Source organism: Streptomyces sp. NPDC029292 (assembly GCF_055569295.1).
This window is the reverse complement of sequence record NZ_JBVHXR010000005.1, coordinates 352019-367882: the sequence shown is the minus strand read 5'-3', so window position 1 is coordinate 367882 and position 15864 is coordinate 352019. Positions and strand designations below refer to the sequence as shown.

The 15864-nt window shown below is 68.8% G+C and carries 12 protein-coding genes, 2 tRNA genes, 2 pseudogenes and 1 riboswitch; of the genes and pseudogenes, 4 read left to right on the top strand and 12 right to left on the bottom strand.

The window, feature by feature from the left end:
- Positions 1 to 152: 152 nt before the first annotated feature.
- The 3 genes from ACZ4WS_RS15115 to ACZ4WS_RS15105 all read right to left on the bottom strand — a co-directional run bounded on the left by ACZ4WS_RS15115 (position 153) and on the right by ACZ4WS_RS15105 (position 3126).
- Positions 153 to 1184, bottom strand: coding sequence for a M23 family metallopeptidase (locus tag ACZ4WS_RS15115; protein WP_467980499.1), 1032 nt, complete (start codon positions 1182 to 1184; stop codon positions 153 to 155).
- Positions 1185 to 1195: 11 nt separating this feature from the next.
- A riboswitch (cyclic di-AMP (ydaO/yuaA leader) is annotated at positions 1196 to 1352 on the bottom strand.
- A 450-nt stretch (positions 1353 to 1802) separates the two neighbouring features.
- Positions 1803 to 1876 (bottom strand) — tRNA-Met (locus ACZ4WS_RS15110).
- Positions 1877 to 1983: 107 nt separating this feature from the next.
- Positions 1984 to 3126 (bottom strand): dihydrofolate reductase family protein, encoded by a 1143-nt coding sequence (locus tag ACZ4WS_RS15105; RefSeq protein ID WP_467980497.1) that lies wholly within the window; start codon positions 3124 to 3126, stop codon positions 1984 to 1986.
- Between the two features lie 72 nt (positions 3127 to 3198).
- Between ACZ4WS_RS15105 and ACZ4WS_RS15100 the strand changes: the two genes are divergently transcribed.
- Both ACZ4WS_RS15100 and ACZ4WS_RS15095 read left to right on the top strand, forming a co-directional pair.
- Positions 3199 to 3702 (top strand): MarR family winged helix-turn-helix transcriptional regulator, encoded by a 504-nt coding sequence (locus ACZ4WS_RS15100; protein WP_467980496.1) that lies wholly within the window; start codon positions 3199 to 3201, stop codon positions 3700 to 3702.
- A gap of 187 nt (positions 3703 to 3889) precedes the next feature.
- Positions 3890 to 4516 carry a GTP cyclohydrolase II gene (locus tag ACZ4WS_RS15095; RefSeq protein WP_467980495.1) on the top strand — a complete coding sequence of 209 codons (627 nt, stop codon included), beginning with the start codon at positions 3890 to 3892 and terminating at the stop codon, positions 4514 to 4516.
- Here ACZ4WS_RS15095 and ACZ4WS_RS15090 read toward each other — a convergent pair.
- Positions 4503 to 5165: a hypothetical protein gene (locus tag ACZ4WS_RS15090; RefSeq protein ID WP_467980494.1), complete on the bottom strand. Its 663-nt coding sequence runs from the start codon at positions 5163 to 5165 to the stop codon at positions 4503 to 4505. The two genes, ACZ4WS_RS15095 and ACZ4WS_RS15090, sit on opposite strands and share 14 nt — an antisense overlap.
- A gap of 98 nt (positions 5166 to 5263) precedes the next feature.
- Positions 5264 to 6142, bottom strand: coding sequence for a GNAT family N-acetyltransferase (locus ACZ4WS_RS15085; RefSeq protein ID WP_467980492.1), 879 nt, complete (start codon positions 6140 to 6142; stop codon positions 5264 to 5266).
- A gap of 647 nt (positions 6143 to 6789) precedes the next feature.
- Here ACZ4WS_RS15085 and ACZ4WS_RS15080 point away from each other — a divergent pair.
- A complete protein-coding gene (locus ACZ4WS_RS15080) occupies positions 6790 to 6984 on the top strand; it encodes a hypothetical protein (protein WP_467980490.1) in 195 nt (64 codons plus the stop codon).
- Between the two features lie 125 nt (positions 6985 to 7109).
- Here ACZ4WS_RS15080 and ACZ4WS_RS15075 read toward each other — a convergent pair whose 3' ends face one another.
- Positions 7110 to 7442 (bottom strand): hypothetical protein, encoded by a 333-nt coding sequence (locus tag ACZ4WS_RS15075; protein WP_467980488.1) that lies wholly within the window; start codon positions 7440 to 7442, stop codon positions 7110 to 7112.
- A gap of 116 nt (positions 7443 to 7558) precedes the next feature.
- The gene (locus tag ACZ4WS_RS15070; protein ID WP_467980486.1) at positions 7559 to 8191 is read right to left on the bottom strand and encodes an RHS repeat-associated core domain-containing protein; all 633 of its coding nucleotides are present in this window, start codon (positions 8189 to 8191) and stop codon (positions 7559 to 7561) included.
- Between the two features lie 37 nt (positions 8192 to 8228).
- Here ACZ4WS_RS15070 and ACZ4WS_RS15065 point away from each other — a divergent pair.
- A pseudogene (locus tag ACZ4WS_RS15065) lies at positions 8229 to 9047 on the top strand (site-specific integrase); the annotation flags it as partial.
- A gap of 56 nt (positions 9048 to 9103) precedes the next feature.
- Here the strand turns inward: ACZ4WS_RS15065 and ACZ4WS_RS15060 are convergent.
- From ACZ4WS_RS15060 to ACZ4WS_RS15040, 5 genes and pseudogenes are all read right to left on the bottom strand, one after another.
- Entirely contained in the window at positions 9104 to 10630 is a 1527-nt protein-coding gene (locus ACZ4WS_RS15060; RefSeq protein ID WP_467980484.1) for a 5'-methylthioadenosine/S-adenosylhomocysteine nucleosidase family protein, read from the bottom strand.
- A gap of 192 nt (positions 10631 to 10822) precedes the next feature.
- Positions 10823 to 10895 (bottom strand) — tRNA-Lys (locus ACZ4WS_RS15055).
- A gap of 109 nt (positions 10896 to 11004) precedes the next feature.
- On the bottom strand, positions 11005 to 12540 hold the full coding sequence (locus ACZ4WS_RS15050) for an amino acid permease (protein ID WP_467980482.1): 1536 nt from the start codon (positions 12538 to 12540) through the stop codon (positions 11005 to 11007).
- A gap of 59 nt (positions 12541 to 12599) precedes the next feature.
- Positions 12600 to 15365 carry an FG-GAP repeat domain-containing protein gene (locus tag ACZ4WS_RS15045; RefSeq protein WP_467980480.1) on the bottom strand — a complete coding sequence of 922 codons (2766 nt, stop codon included), beginning with the start codon at positions 15363 to 15365 and terminating at the stop codon, positions 12600 to 12602.
- Between the two features lie 191 nt (positions 15366 to 15556).
- Positions 15557 to 15864 (bottom strand): annotated as a pseudogene (locus ACZ4WS_RS15040) (DEAD/DEAH box helicase); the annotation flags it as partial.

Below are 15864 nucleotides of genomic sequence, written 5' to 3'. Positions count from 1 at the left end.
CCGGATGGCCGTATTCCGCACGGACGATTCCGCACAAACGCCTGACCGGCGGTCCTGGTGTCGGGGGGATGGCATCAGAACCGCCGGAGTTCAGCGGAGAAAGATCAAGGGATCAAGAAACCACGAGACGACGAGGCCCAGAGTTCAAGAGATCAGGGGTTGAGGCCCTTGCTCTGCAGCCACGCCATCGGGTCGATCGCGTCGCCGCCGGCGGGGTGGACCTCCAGGTGGAGGTGCGGCCCGGTGACATTGCCCGTCGCACCCACGCGCCCGATGACATCACCCGTGGCGACCTTCTGCCCCACGCTCACGCTGATCGACGACTGGTGGCAGAACCACAGCTCCGTACCGTCGTCGAGGGTGAGGATCGTGCGGTAGCCGTACGAACCGGCCCAGCCCGCCTCCGTGACGGTGCCGCTGTGGATCGCCTTGATCAGCGTGCCGGTGGGCGCGGCGAAGTCCAGGCCGGTGTGGTAGCCGGAGGACCACATGGAGCCGGCGTCACCGAAGCGCGACGTCAGGGTGTACGAGGAGGTGGGCAGCGCGTAGCTCTTGGCGAGCTCGGCGAGGCGCTCCGCCTCGGCCTTCGCCTTGGCCACCTCTTCCGCCTTCTTCTTGGCGGCGGCGGCCTTGGCCGCGGCGTCGTCCTGCTGCTTGGCGGCCAGCGCGACGGCCTTCTTCGCGGCGGCGGTCTCGGCGGCCTGCTGGGCCGCGCTGTCGACCTGGTCCTGCTGCGACTCGGCCTGCTCCATGATGCGGGCGCGCAGGGCCTCGCCCGCGTCGGCGGTGCCCTGCGCGGTGTCGGCGCTGGTCAGCCCGGCGGTGGTGAGCGGGGTGGCGGAGCCCTTGGGCGTGCCGGAGTCGCCGTCGGATATCAGGGCCTTGGCCGAGTCGGTGACCGACGACAGGTCGGGCAGCGAGATCGACACGGGGGGCTTGCCGGGCGCCGCGGTGGCCATGCCGCCCGCGCCGACGGCGGCTATGACGCCGACGCCGAGAACCGTGGAGCTGCGGGCGAGTCCTCCGCCGCGCTGCTTACTGACGCGGTGCCGGCCGCGGACGGGACGGACGGAATCCTCGGTGGGATTCCACTCCTCCCAGGGGCCCTCGTCGTTGCCGTAGCCGAAGGGCTGTGTGTCGTTCGGCGCGAACGAGGTTGGCTGGGCAGGCCGGTTGGACGCCACGTGGGCGCACTCCTTTCCTTCCTTCTCGCCTACCGGGTTAGCTGACGGGTTCGGAGCAGGAAGGTCTCCTACGCGCGTCCACCACAGCATTCCTGCCGCGAAAGACGCTCGATTCACCCCAAGTTGGTGGTTCCCCGGTTCCCTTGCGGGATTCGGCGCGTGCGCACGGAGCCATCTCTTGTGACGGCTGGGACGACCGCGCTGCGTTATCGAACGTTAATAGACCCGGGCACTGGATTCCAAGCCGTTCGTACTGATCGTTAACGCTTTTGGCCAGGACTTACGGGTCACCACCGGTGGAAATCGGGCGAGTTGACCAAGGCTTATCAATCCCCGTTCATTTGACGGTGTGTCAGTTGTTATGCGGAGGGGCGTCACCCGATCACCCCCGGTGACAACGATCAAGGACGCCGGACGTACGACGCTCAGGACGCCGTAGCCATGACGGTCGAGGACGCCGTACGGCAAGCAGCGCCATGTCGTCCGTCAGGGCGCCGCCCGTGTACCGGCCCCGGCCGGTATCCACCAGGGGGGCGACCGGTGTGGGCCGACTGGGGGACGTCGGTAAACACCAAGGGCCGGAACTCGTGAATCCGAGTTCCGGCCCTTGGCCTTCAGTAGCGGGGACAGGATTTGAACCTGCGACCTCTGGGTTATGAGCCCAGCGAGCTACCGAGCTGCTCCACCCCGCGTCGTTGAAATTAGTGTACGCCATCCGCGGGACCCGAAGCACACACGTTTACGGGCGCCCCACGACGGCCGTTTACGCGCGCCCCACGACGGCGGTGCTACCCGCGTGCTACCCCGCCCCGAGAAGGTGCCGGTTCGGCGCCATGGCCCGCTCCTCGTACTCCGGGAGTACGACGACTTCGGCGCCCTCGGCCACCAGGACCCCGCTCCCGTCGGCCCCCGGGACGAACGTGTCGGGCTCTCGCCAGGCGGTGACCACCCGCCGCACCCCGGCGTCGAGGATCAGCCGCGCACACGGCGCGGGCCGCGACGCCCGGCGCGCACACGGCTCCAGACTGCTGTACACCGTGGCGGAGCCGAGCCGGGGATCACCGGCCGCGATCTTGGCAAGCGCCGCCTCCTCGGCATGCACCACGGAATCGCCGCCCTCCCGCGAGTGCCCCCGGGCCAGCTCGGTCCCGTCGGCCGCCACCACCACCGCCCCCACGCTGAACGCGGTCTCCGACGGCGGGCACAGCTCCGCCAGCTCGCACGCGAGCGCCAGCCAGTGCCGGTCCGCGGCGGAGGCGAGCCCCCCGGCTCCGGGCGCCGTGGGCACGTACCGGATGAGGACGACGTCCCCGACGGCCCGCGTCTCCACCAGCCGCATCCGCCCGGGGGGATACACCCCGGGCCCGAACAGCCGCGGCGCGTCCGCCTCCCCCACGAACAGCGGCGCGACGGCGAGCTGCAACTCGTCCGCGAGCCCCTCCCGCATCAGCTGGGTGTGGACCCGGCCGCCCCCTTCGACCATGAGGCGCCGCACACCTCGTACGTCATGAAGGTGTTCCAGCAGCACCCGCCAGTCGAGCTCGGGCCCGGTCGACACCACCTCGACGCCGAGCCCGTGCAAGAGGCCGGCGGCCTTCCCCGCGCCCTTGTCCGTCGTGTAGACGACCTTCTCGCCGCCCGTGTGCCAGAACTGCGCCGCCGGGTCGAGGTCGCCGGACCCGCTGACCGTGACCTTCAGCGGGTACTCCGGACGCCCGGCGGCGACCCGTGCCGCGCGCCGTTCGGCCGAGTTGACCAGGAGCCGGGGATTGTCCGCGCGGAGCGTGCCCGCGCCGACCAGGATCGCGTCGCTGGAGGCCCGTACCTCGTCGACCCGGTCGAAGTCGGCCGGGCCGGAGAGCAGCAGCCGCTCGGGGCCGGTGTCGTCCAGGAAGCCGTCGAGGGAGACGGCGGCGGACAACAGGACGTAGGGGTGGGGCATGGGGCGCACCCTCCAGCTCCGAGCTTTGGGCTCCTAGTGGTTCAACTTTTAAACAGTACCTAGACTGGCGGTATGACGACCCGCTGGCTCTCCCCCGCCGAGCAGCGCGCCTGGCGCTCGTACCTCTCCGCCTCCTCCCTCCTGGAGGACGCGATCGACCGGCAGCTCCAGGCGCAGGCGGGCATGCCTCACCTTTATTACTCCATCCTGGCCATGCTCTCCGAAGCGCCGGACCGGCGGCTGCGGATGACCGAGCTCGCCGAGCTCCTGAAGATCACCCGCAGCAGGCTGACGTACGCGGTGACCCGGCTGGAGAACGACGGCACGGTACGCCGCGAGGGCTGTCCCACCGACAAGCGCGGCCACGTCGCCGTGCTCACGGACGAGGGCATGGCCGTCCTGGAACGGACGGCCCCGGGACATGTCGAAACGGTGCGCACGGCGGTCTTCGACCATCTGACCCCCGAGCAGGTGGGGCAACTGGAGGAGATCTGCGGGAGCATCGCGCGGGTCATCCAGGGCGAAGATCCCGGGGCCTGCGGGGAAGATCTGCCGTGGCGGCGGCGTTCCTCCTGAGACCGGGGCGCGAGCCGTGTGAGCCGTGAGACGGCATTCGACATTCGGCATTGCTTGAATTTTAAAGCACATGTAGGGTCTCTCTCCGAGAGCTTGCTTCAAATCTGAAGCACCTCCCGCCTGCAACACATCTGAAGCACTACGCGAAGCCCCATCTGGTACGACCCCGCTGGACCGGAGAGACAACATGCGCGATTTCCCCACCGCCACGGTGCGCACCCGCGTCACTGTGCCCCTGCGCTTCGGCGACGGCTACTCGGTCGACGCGGAGCTCGTCACCTTCCACGGCCTCGCCGACGGGCTGGAACACCTGGCCGTCGTGCTCGGCGAGCCCGGCGCGACCCCGCTGGTGCGGCTGCACTCCGAGTGCCTGACCGGCGATGTCTTCGGCTCGGCCCGCTGCGACTGCGGACCGCAGCTGCGCGAGGCGGTGGAGCGGATCGCCGACCGGGGCGGTGTGCTGCTGTACCTGCGCCAGGAGGGCCGCGGCATCGGCCTCTACAACAAGCTCGACGCGTACGCCCTCCAGGACCAGGGCCTCGACACGTACGCCGCCAACGCCGCGCTCGGCCTCCCGGAGGACGGCCGCGACTACACCGCGGCCGCCCAGATGCTGCGGGCCCTCGGCATCGACGCCCTGGACCTGCTCTCCAACAACCCCGACAAGGCCGACCAGCTCCGCGACCTGGGCGTCACGGTCTCCCACCGCGTCCCGACGGGCGTCTTCACCACCGCCCACAACGTCCGCTACCTCCGCGCGAAGGTCCTCCAGACCCAGCACACGCTGCCCCTGCCGGAACTCACGGCGGGCTGACCGGCCCGGTGCTGCCCGGCCCGGTGCTGCCCGAGCTCTGCCGTCGAACGACAGGCCCCAGCCAGCCGACGTCGTCGAGGTCCGTGCCCCGGCTGACCGGCTCCCATTCGGCCTGTTCGGCGAGGGTCCGGCTCTCCGCGGCCGTCACCGCGTCCAGCGCGTCGCCGCCCAGCACCAGCCGCAGCGGGGTGTGCGGCGCCGCCAGCGCGGTGAGGATCGCGGCGGCCGCCTTGGCGGGATCGCCGGGCTGCTTTCCGTCGGAGGCCGGGAAGTCCCGGCGGAAGGCGCCCACCGTGTCCTCGTACGCGGCGAGGGCGATCAGCCGGCGGCACGCGCTGTGGGCCGTGGCCACCACCAGCGGGGCGGCTCCGCGGTCCCCGGGAAGGCCCGCGGACCGGTCGCCCGTCTCCGGGTCCCGGACGAGCCGCACCCGCTCGGGTGCGTCGCCCGCGCATCCCGCGGGGACGCGGCGCGCGCCCGCCCGCGCGCCGATGAACCAACGGCGTTCCACGGCGTCGGCGATGCGCGCGCAGCGCAGCTTCTCCTCTCGGGACAGCAGGGTCAGGTCCTCGACCGCCCCGGTGCTTTCGCTGGTGCCGAACCAGACGTGCACCTCCGCGCCGGACAGCGGCACGCTGAAGGCCGTCATGTCCTCATCCGACTCCGTGGGCCGAGACCAGGCGGACCCCCACCGAGCAGGGAACGGACGTGGTCCCGTCCGGAACCGGAGCGGTGGACCGCGAGTTCTTACCTGACTTCCGGTGCGGCACATGAGAAGTCGTACGCGGCCCAGTCGGTAACCGGGACGTATCCGATGCGTTGGTAGAGGGCGTTGCTGGTGGGGTTGGCCGGGTCCGCGAAGAGCACGACGTCCGTCGCGCCTGCGGCCAGCGCGGCCCTGCTCACCTCGACCGTCACGGCGCCCGCGTAGCCACGACCCCGGAGGTGAGCCGGGGTGTAGACGGGGTCCACCCGGACCATGCCGGCGACCATCGAGGTCACGGCCGCCATGGAGACGGGAGTGCCGTCCGGGGTCTCCCAGAACGTGAAGTGTCTGTCGGCGAAGCGCGAGCCGGCCCAGGAGCCGGCGTCCACGGCGGGGACTTCTCCGACGGTGTCGACGAACTCGCCGCACCAGCACACGAGTTGCTCATGGTCCTGCTCGCCCACGACTCGGCCCCGGCCCGCTGGGAGCGGCTCCGGTGGGGTGAGCGTGCCAAGACGGTACAGACGGATCCGCTTGCTGAGTGCCGGCGCTGCGCCTGTGTGCCGCTGCCATGCCTCGGCGAAAGCAGTGGCGGTGCTGTGGTCCGCGCTGACGTATGGAAGGGAGTGCCCGAGGGCGGCCAGGTGGGCGGCGAGGGTGTCGGCATGCTCGGGAGCGAGGGGGGTGAGGCTCAGGCCGCGGGACGGGAGGCGGTAGAAGGTGGCGCGGACCTTGCCCGCTCGCTCCAGTCGGCCGAAGACGGTGGCTTGGGCGCCGTATGCGTCCGCCCCGCGTGTTCGCAGTTTCTCGGTCACCGTCAGCGGCATGGTGTGCAGGGCGGGCCGTGAGCGCAGGAAGTCTCCGGCTCGGGCGAGGAAGTCGTCGACGTCTTCGGTGAGGTGCCAGTCATCCGGTCGCATGCTTCATGATTTCCCACGCTGTAGGCGTGCGCCCGTGCTTTCCGCCGGGGCGAGGCGGCAGGACCTCGTGTGGCGCGCCGAAAGTCGGTCAAGGACTCTGGAGGGTTCCGCGACGGGCACGGCGAACACCGCTGCCATCAGGAGACTTCGCCGCCGGCACCTTGCTGGACTTCTTCGACGAACTTGCGGCGTAGGACACCAGCGAACCGAGGCTCCCCCACCAGTAGGCCTTCGCGCGCGCGTTGACGTTCCCTTGATGGTCGGGTGTGACCACTCGGTGACCACCTCGCCTACGGATTCGCCCGCCGAGCCGAACCCGGAAACGACGGAACCCCCGTCTGACCAGGTCAGCGGGGGTTCCGGTACTACTGAAACCGGTAGACCCTGTGGGACTCGAACCCACAACCAATGGATTAAAAGTCTTGGCGGGATCTTGCTGGGTGGTTCCGGACGCTGACTCGGTGTCCGGAACCACCTGGTCAGGACAGGTACTGGGTCGTACGCGGTCTGCTCCGTAATGATCGCTACTACACCGTCCGCTCACGCATCGCTCACGCACGGCGAGTCGCTGAGCAGCAACATCGCAGCCTCGAGTGGCGCTCATTCGATACTCGCAGCCCATACGGGACGGCTACAACCGGACGCCCATGAGGGTGCAGCCGCTGAGGGTGTCGGCTGAGCGCTGCTGGGCACCTCTGCCGCGCGGCCGGCAGACCGGCATCTGCCGGACCTGCGCCGGCATCACGCCGACCCACCCGACACAGGAGCCGGAGTCCGTCGGCGCCGCACTGGCCGGAGCGGCCCGGGTGCGGGCGGCGATGCGCGAAGCGGCAGGCGGATAACCCCCGACCGTCCTCTCCCGGCGAGCGGGAGCAGCACGGTCCTTGCCGAATACAGCGCCGCCCCCTCGTGCGTCCTTTCCGGACGCACGAGGGGAGCGACGGCAGCGATCACGCCCGGGCTTGCCTCACCCGAACATTCCGGTGCACGCGGCGTGCAGTGGCACGAAGACCCACGCTCCTCTGAGGATGACGCTGCGCAAGCGGCTTTCCTCCCGCCGCTCGAAGTAGTACTCGACAGCCCGGACAAGGAGCACCGGGATCACCACCCCCGAGAGCACGCCATCCACAAACGGCGTACGAGACTCCGCGGAGTGTTGCATCCCCCAGCTCACCGCCAGAACGCCCAGCAGGACGTACTGGAAGGGAAGGTCGGTGACCATCTTCTTATTGGCGAGGGAAATCCCGGCAATGCCAAGCAACTCGACCACCACGACAGCGAACAGGGCTATGTCCAACACGCCGACAACGAACCTTTCTCCAGCAAACGGACCTGCAAAGGACCCGTAAAGGACCAGCAATGGACCTGCGGTACACGCTGGCCCCTCCGGCCCCGGAGGTCGGAGGGGCCAGCCGGTCACCACGCCTTACGGCAGGCGGTCTTGATGTCGTTCCACCCGAAGTACAGGGTGAAAATCCCCTGGACCACCGAGTTGGAGTTGAACCCTTCGCCGCGTACCACCCGCCGAACGATGCGGATGATTCGCTTCGCGCGCTTCAGACTCTTCGAGATCCGGTACGCGATCGCCACGATCTTGGTCCACGCCGTCCAGGGAATGACGCTGAGTATCAGCATCCCGACGAGCGCGATGCACCGCCGTTTCCAGTACCAGCTGCTCCACCAGCTCGTACCGTCGAGGTCGTACATCATGACCGGGTCGACAGGGTAGCCGTAGTGGTTCGGCGAGCCCTCGGCGACCGAGTCGACCTGGAGGAACCGCCCCGTGGACGGGTCGTACAGCCTGAGCCCCATCAGCGTGTAGCCGCTGAGCGTGTCACCGGAACGCTGCTTGGCGCCGGTCCAGCCGTAGCGGGTGGCCGCAGTGTCGTCGAGGACGTTGCCGTACTCGTCGTAGTGCTGGACGGTGGCCGCGACGGTGGTGTCCAGCGGGAGCTGGACGGCGATGTCGCCGTGCAGGTTGGCGAGTTGCAGGACGGCGTTGCTCTCGGCGCCGGTGGTGGCGGCGAAGTCGCCGGTGAGGTCCCTCACGTTGCGGGTGACGGTGTCGCCGGTCTTCGTCCAGGTGGCGTCCCGTCAGGCGATCCGCCGTACCTTGCGCGCGGCCCAGAACTCCGCGATCGCCCAGCAGATGATCACCTTCAATCCGGCGTCCCACGTCGAGTTGGAGTCCGGCAAGCGCCCGAAGCCTCTCCTGTGGACCAACGAGCGGGTCCGGCGGTGGCGTGAGACGGGCGAGATCCCTGGCGCGGTCATGGTGTGGACCCCGCAACAGTTCGGCGCTTTCCTCGACGCCGCCGAGGGTGACCGGCTGTACGCAATCTTCCACCTGATGGGCACCCGCGGCCTCCGTCGCGGCGAGGCGGTCGGCCAGGACTGGCACGAGATAGACCTCGACGCCGGCCTCATCACCCCCGCCAAGGAGATCGTGATGGACGGCTGGGACACGTACGAGTCCGAGCCGAAGACGGACGGCAGCGCGAACACGATCGCGCTCGACAGCATGAACATCGCCGTCCTGCGAGACCACAAGGTCCGTCAGGAGAAGGAACGGGCGCAGTGGAGCAGCGCCTGGAAGGACACAGGCAAGGTCTTCACGAAGGAGGACGGCTCCTGGCTTCACCCCGAGACGGTCTCCGAGACCTTCCGCCGCATCCTCGCCACGACCGACCTGCCGCCCATCACCCTGCGGGACCTGCGCCACGTCTCCGCGACGCTCACGCACGGAGGCGGCGGTGACATCCACACGGTGAAGGAGACACTGCGGCACTCCACCATCACGCTGACCTCGGACACCTACACGAGTCTGCTGCCGGAGCTGGACCGCGAGATCGCGGAGAAGGCGGCGGCGTTGATCCCACGTAGTCGCCGAGCCGACACCACGTAGCCCCTCGGGCCCGTTGATCAGCTGGGTGGTAGGACGCTCATCAGGCACAGCCGCCCTTAACGGCGAGGAGAGCGGAAGGAGTAGATCAATCGGGCGGTCAGCTCCCTAGCCAATTCACTGCCGCGGCCAGCAACAACCGCAGCGGTGACTGCCTCCTCGGGCTCAGCCCGGATGGGCGTGTCGCTCACGCGTAGCCCGGCGGAGTTGGGGTTGACCTCGCTGAGGCGCTCGACAGTAACCAGCATGGTCTTCTCGATGCCAGCCGCGGGAGCGTAGGAAGGAGAGGCTGGCCCGTCAATAGCCTCCAACAAGGCCAGTAGAACCGTGATCCGCTCCCGTGCATGGTCCTCGTCGAGCACATAAGTGAGGCCCGGATTCGGCAGTGCTTCCCAAGCGCTGCGCTGACCGGATCGCGTGATTGCAAGCCCGGCCGAGCGACCGCGCCGATCAGCCACAGTCACCGCAATCATCTCGGCCGAGTCCTGGACCTCGACGTGTTCGAGGTTCGTGAACAATCTTCCCGAACGCCCCAGGTCAACCAGCTCGGCGGCCAGCTGCTGCATACGCACCGCCGGCACTCGGTTCGTCGCAGGTACGGGCACCAAGTGAATCTCCAGCAGAGAAGGCCCGCTGGTATAAGCGCTCGAAGGAACGAGGTCCCTGTACCAGGACACATCGGCTGGCCGATCGAGGGGCTGCCAGATCAGCTCACCGTTCGGCCCTCCCTCAGTGACAACCGATTCTGAGCCTGAAGGGGCATCCGCAGGGGTGAGGTGAGCGATCACTTCGGCCGTGAACGACGCAGCATTCTGAGCCGCGATTCCTTGCAGACCGACGCGGTCGGTGCTCTGTTTAGTCCCGTCCGCCAGATCGCTGATGCCCCGGATCATCAGGTGAGGCACCCCTTCGGCCTTGTGAGCCGCATTGGCGAATCCTGCAGCCTCCATTTCGACAGCGACGGCGCCGTTGTAGTGCTCGTCCAAGAAGACTCGCAGCGGCGACCCAGCAGGGGCGTTCACCACGACGTCGCCTGTCACGATGGGCTTGAAGTGCACTTCTGCGGACTCCCCAGAGTCCTGTGTCAGGTTCGCGGCCCAGGCACCCACGTTGTCCACGTACATCGCCACTTGCTGAAGCGAGTAGGAGGCTTCCCAACCCCGTGGGCGCGCCTTGAATCCGTCCGGATCCTGCTTCCCTCCGTGATACGAGTACACCTCAATGGCGACCACCACGTCGCCGGGGGAGACATCCGCCTTGAGCGATCCCGCGATCCCGGTGAAGAAGACCGCCTCAGGCCGGAAGAAGTTGATGGCTCGCTCGGTGATAACAGCTGCGGAGTCGTTTCCAGCTCCTGTGACGGCCAGGCAGACCGTCGTGGACGTACCAGCCAGTCGCCCGCACTCGAAGATGGTGCCAGCGTGGTCGACCCTCCTCGGCTCCTCCAGCAAGCGGCGCATCGCCCGATACTCCAGAGGCAGGGCAGTCAGTACGACGACCTTCTTCGCAAGTGAATCCACGACCGCCCCCTTTGTCACTGCCATCGCGCACGTCTCGCGCTCGTACCGTAGACGGAACAGGGCCACGCCAGACGGCAAAAGCTGCGTGTCACCCGTGGTGTCAGTAGCCGCGCGGATGCACGTCCGTCCACCCGGCTCGGACACCCGCTCACGCATCGCTCACGCACGGACCCGAAAACAAGTCAGCGCCCGAGCCAGCCGAAGCCGACCCGGACGCTGCGTAGCAGGTCAGGGGCTATATCCCCCGCCTACCAGCCGTAGACCCTGTGGGACTCGAACCCACAACCAATGGATTAAAAGTCCACTGCTCTGCCAATTGAGCTAAGGGTCCACGCACCGGCCCACGGCGATCCCGTGCCGATGCATCCCCGAGCATAGCCGGACGAGGCCGGGACTCCGATCGGGTATCGGTGACCCGGCCACGCCAAACGCGTACAACGCTACGGATCGACCGGTTCGGGCGCCCCCTTACGGACCGCCTCGCGGGTGATGGTGCGCTCGTGCTCGGGGTTGAGGAACCAGTGGCGGGCCGAGGCCAGCCACCAGGTCGCGGCGAAGCCGAGGACGACGAGGACGGCGACCGGGGCGTAGTTGAAGGTCTCCCAGGTGACCGGAGAGACCTGGGGGAGCATGAAGAGAACGGTGATCACGCCCACCCAGGCGACCGACACGACGCCGATGACCCGCGAGTACCGGCCCAGGTGCCACGGCCCGCGCTCGAAGGCGTCACCCTTGCGCAGCCGCAGCAGGGTCGGGATGACGTACGCGACGTAGAGCCCGATGACCGCGATCGAGGTCACGGCCGCGTAGGCCGCGTAGTTGATCAGATACGGGAGGCCGAGCAGCAGCGCTCCCAGCGCCGCCAGCCACACCGCCGCCACCGGTGTCCGCGTGCGCGGGCTCACGGTGTGCCACACGTGCGAGAAGGGCAGCGCTCCGTCGCGCGAAAAGGCGTAGATCATGCGGCTGTTGGCCGTCACCGACGCCATGCCGCAGAAGAGCTGCGCGCCGATCACGACCAGCAGCAGGAGTTTGCCCGCCGTCGCTCCCAGCGCGTCGAGCAGGATCTGCGCCGGGGGTGCGCCCGTCGCCGAGCCCAGCTCCTTGTCGTACGACTGGATGGCGAAGGTGAAGCCCAGGAGCAGGACGAATCCGGCGATCCATGAGGTCCAGATCGACCGCACGATGCCCTTCGGGCCCGCCGTCGACGCGTCGTGCGTCTCCTCCGTCATATGGGCGGAGGCGTCGTACCCGGTGAAGGTGTACTGCGCCATGAGCAGGCCGATGAGGACGACGTAGACGCCGCTGCCCCAGCCCGTGTTGTTCACGAACTCCGTGAACACGAAGGACGTCGACTGGTGGTGGTCCGGTACGAAGGCGAGCGCGCCCACGATGACCGCGACGCCCACGACGTGCCACCACACGCTGATGCTGTTGAGGAGGGCGACGATCCGGACGCCGAAGGTGTTCAGGAGGCCGTGCAGGACCAGGATTCCGGCGAAGATGAGGACCGTGCGGCCCGGCGTCACCTTGAAGTCGAACTGAAGGTTCAAGTAGGCGCCCAGGAAGGACGCCGCTCCGAAGTCGATACCCGCCGTCACCGCGACCTGGCCGAGGACGTTGAACCATCCCGTGAACCAGGCCCAGGCGGCCGCCGTCCGCTCCGGAGCGAGCCGGTGGGCCCAGAAGTACAGGCCCGCGGAGGTCGGATAGGCCGAACAGATCTCGGCCATGGACAGCCCCACGAACAGCGTCATCAGTCCGACCGCGACCCATCCCCAGGTGATCACGGCGGGACCGCCGGTGTTCATGCCGAACAGGTACAGCGTCAGGCAGCCCGACAGGACCGAGATGATCGTGAAGGAGACCGCGTAGTTGGAGAACGCCGACATGCGGCGGGCGAGAACCTGCGTGTAGCCGAGCTGGGCAAGCCGTTCTTCGTCCGACAGCCCACTCGCTATGGCGTCATCTGTCATGCCCCCAGCGATTCCCTCGCCGGGGGCACGGCATGCGCCCATTCAGGAAGCGGGTTGGCTCAAAAAATGCCCTTGTAGCCCTGCCAGCCGCTCGCGATCTTCACCCGCGACCCGAACGACCCGTTCCCCTTGCCGTCGTTGCGGTAGAGGTTCCCGCTCGTGTCCCGCACGACCAGGTCACTCTTCCCGTCACCGGTGATGTCCCCGACCCCGACGATCGCGTTGTAGGACGCTCCCCACTTCGAGAAGACCTTCACCCGGTCCTTCAACAGGCCCGTCCCCGTGCCGTTGTAGCGGTACAGCGTCCCTGCCTTGTCCCGCGCCAGCACGTCCCCGAAGCCGTCACCGTTGAGGTCCCCGGCGCCCACGATCTTCGTGTAGCCCGTCCACGCGGAGCGGATCTTCTTGCCCGCCGCCAGCGTCCCGTCGCTCTTCGCGGCGAAGAGATAGACGTCCCCGGTCGAGGCCTTCCGCGCGAGCAGGTCGGGCCGCTTGTCACCGGTCAGGTCGCCGGGGGAGGTGAGGACGTTGTAGGCGTTCCAGCCGGAGCCGAGCGCCTTGTACGACGTCGACGGGACCGGCGCCTGCCCGCACGTGGGCGTATAGCCGCGCAGGGAGCCGTCGCTCATCCGCACCAGGACGTCGTTGCAGCGGTCGTTGTTCAGATCGCCGAAGGGTACGGCGACCACCTTGGTCGACCAGCCGCTGCCGGAGACCTTCCCGGCGAAGCCGCCCTTGCCGGTGCCCTGCTGGAAGGTCAGCGCACCGGAGGAGTTCAGGGTGAGCAGGTCGGAGAGGCCGTCCCGTCCGGCGTGGTCACGGAACACCGGCGCCGCCGGCGACCCGGCCGTCAGAAGATGGATGCGCTCGCCCCGGTCCACGAAGGCCACCCGGCTCCCGTACGGGTCAACCGTCCAGCGGATACGACGGTCCGAACCGCCGCTCAGCTCCGCGAGGTTCTGTGTCCGGGGCAGATCGGCCACATCGCTCGTGACGGCCTTGCCCGAGGCGAAGTCCGTGCGGACCAGCTTGCCGCGACCCGCGTCGTGCCGGACCAGGAACCCGTCGGCCAGCAGCGCGTCCCCTGCCGGTACGGACACGGACCGCCCCCGGGAGCGGTCGAACACTCCCGCTGTCCCCTGCGCCGCGCAGGCCCAGTAGACCCAGCGGCCGTCGACCTGCAGCTCGCTGGGCACGCACGCCGAACCGACGTTGACGTCCACGGCCGGCACATCCGATCCCAGACGGCTCATCGACACATGGCCTGCCGTGGATGTGGTCGTCCACAGCTGTCCGTCCCACACCGTCGCGGCCGTGGCCGTACGCGTCGACACGACCTTGGACTGCGTCCAGTCGATGATGTGCTGCTTGTGGTTGGTACCGCCGGAGAACACCGCGTACCGGCCGTACGCCGCCACCACGTCACCGGACGAATCGGGAACCAGCACCGACTGGACCTCGCCCGCGGGTGTCCGGCGGTAGGCATAGGCCCCCCGGTCGGAATAGACGGTGGAACCGTCACCGGCTCCGAAGAGCCGCACACAGCCGTACCAGACCCCGCACGGCTTGATCCACCCGCCGCCCTGCCGCACGGGACCCACCTGCGGGTTGCTGCCCGCGGGCACGGTGCGCGAGTTGAACATGACGTCGGACGACGGAGGGGCGGTCTCGTCCGTCCAGTTCAGCGTGCCGTTGGCGAGGGACAGCCCGTCGATCGGTGCGGGCACCGGCGGCAGGTCGATGATCTCGCGGGCGACGAGCTGCCCGTCGGACGACTCGGTGAGCCGCTGCACCCCCCAGTCCTGCGGCCCGGATCCGGCCGAGACGACGGCCGACCCGTCCGGGGCCGGATCGATCCAGCCGTCCATCGTGGGGAACAGCTCACGCCATGTACCGCCGCCCAGGGGGCGCGTGAGCACGGCACGAGTGTCCGCGTCGGCCACCACGACCTGGTCGCCCACGACCGTGAACTCGATCTTCCCCTCGGTTCCCTGGGCCGGAACCTCGGCCACCGGCCCGTCGAGGTCGTCCCGCCGCACCAGCCGCGCACCGGCTCCCGGATACCACCAGCCGACGTAGTCGTGGCTGAGGAAGGGAATCCGGCCGGAGCCCGCCTTGTAGGGGGCGAAAACCTTGGCCACGGATCCGTCGCGCACGTCGACGAGCACGAGCTGATCGAGGAAGACCTTCGGGTCGTCCGTGGGCATCCGGTAGCGCATCAACAGCGACCTGGCGTCGCGCTCGCTCACCGCGAGCAGCTGCGCGCCCTCCGGCCAGCCGGTCACCGTCACGTCGGTGACAGCTCCATCGGCGGCCGGCTTCAGCAGGTGCACCTCGCGCACCGCGGCGGCCGAGCCCAGGTACGCCACGACCGTCCCGCCCGCGGTGCCCGCCCAGTTCAGCTCCTGGGGCACGGTGACCTGCCCCCGGTCGGCCCCCGAAGGAAGGTCGGTGAACCGGACGACGTAGGGCTTGGTGGTCGTCATCTCGTAGACGGTGTCCGACTGGGCGAGCCGCACCGGCCCCTGGACCGCGTCGTACTGGGGAAGGTCACGCGACTCTCCGGTCGCGTAGTCCGTCCAGCGCAGATGAGCGGATCCCTCAGGCTGGGAGAGCAGGCCGGTGTCGCCGTACCCCGCGATCACTGGATTGCGCGGGCCCGTCCTGACCGCGGCGGGCAGCACGATCTCGTCCGCGCCGGTGGCGGCCACGGCCGTCCCCGACGGCAGGAGCCCCAGCGAACCCGCGGCCACCGCGAGAACCGCGGCCAGCGCCGTGCCCCCGCGTCCGAGCACACGACGGCGTACGAATGTGCGGCCCTCCACGGAACCCCCCGGCCCCTCGACGTACGACACCTGTGGCGCCCATGACGTCTGTGAATGAAATGTGCATGCCCTGAGTGGGCAACGGGAGCGCACCAGTGGGGCACTTGCGGGCAGAAGGGATTGTCGGGGCAACGGGAAGGGCCCGTACGACCGGAGTCGTACGGGCCCTCGATGGATCACATCAGGCTGTGTCAGCCGTTGCGCTTCCAGCGCGGCTTCTCGTCGCGGCGGCCGAACGAGCCGGTGCCGGTGCCGGTGCCGCGGTGGTCGTCACGACGGCCGTTCGGGCGGTCGTGGCTGCCGGCGCGGAAACCGCTGGAGGGGCGGTTGTCCTGGCGGTCACGGTTGAAGGGACGGTCGCTGCCACGGTGACCGGCACGGTCGTCGCGGCGCTCGAAGGTACGGCCGCCACGGTCGTCACGACGCTCGTCGCGACGGAAGCCACCACGGTCGTTGTCGCGACGCTCGAAGGGACGGCCGCCACGGTCGTCGCGGCGGT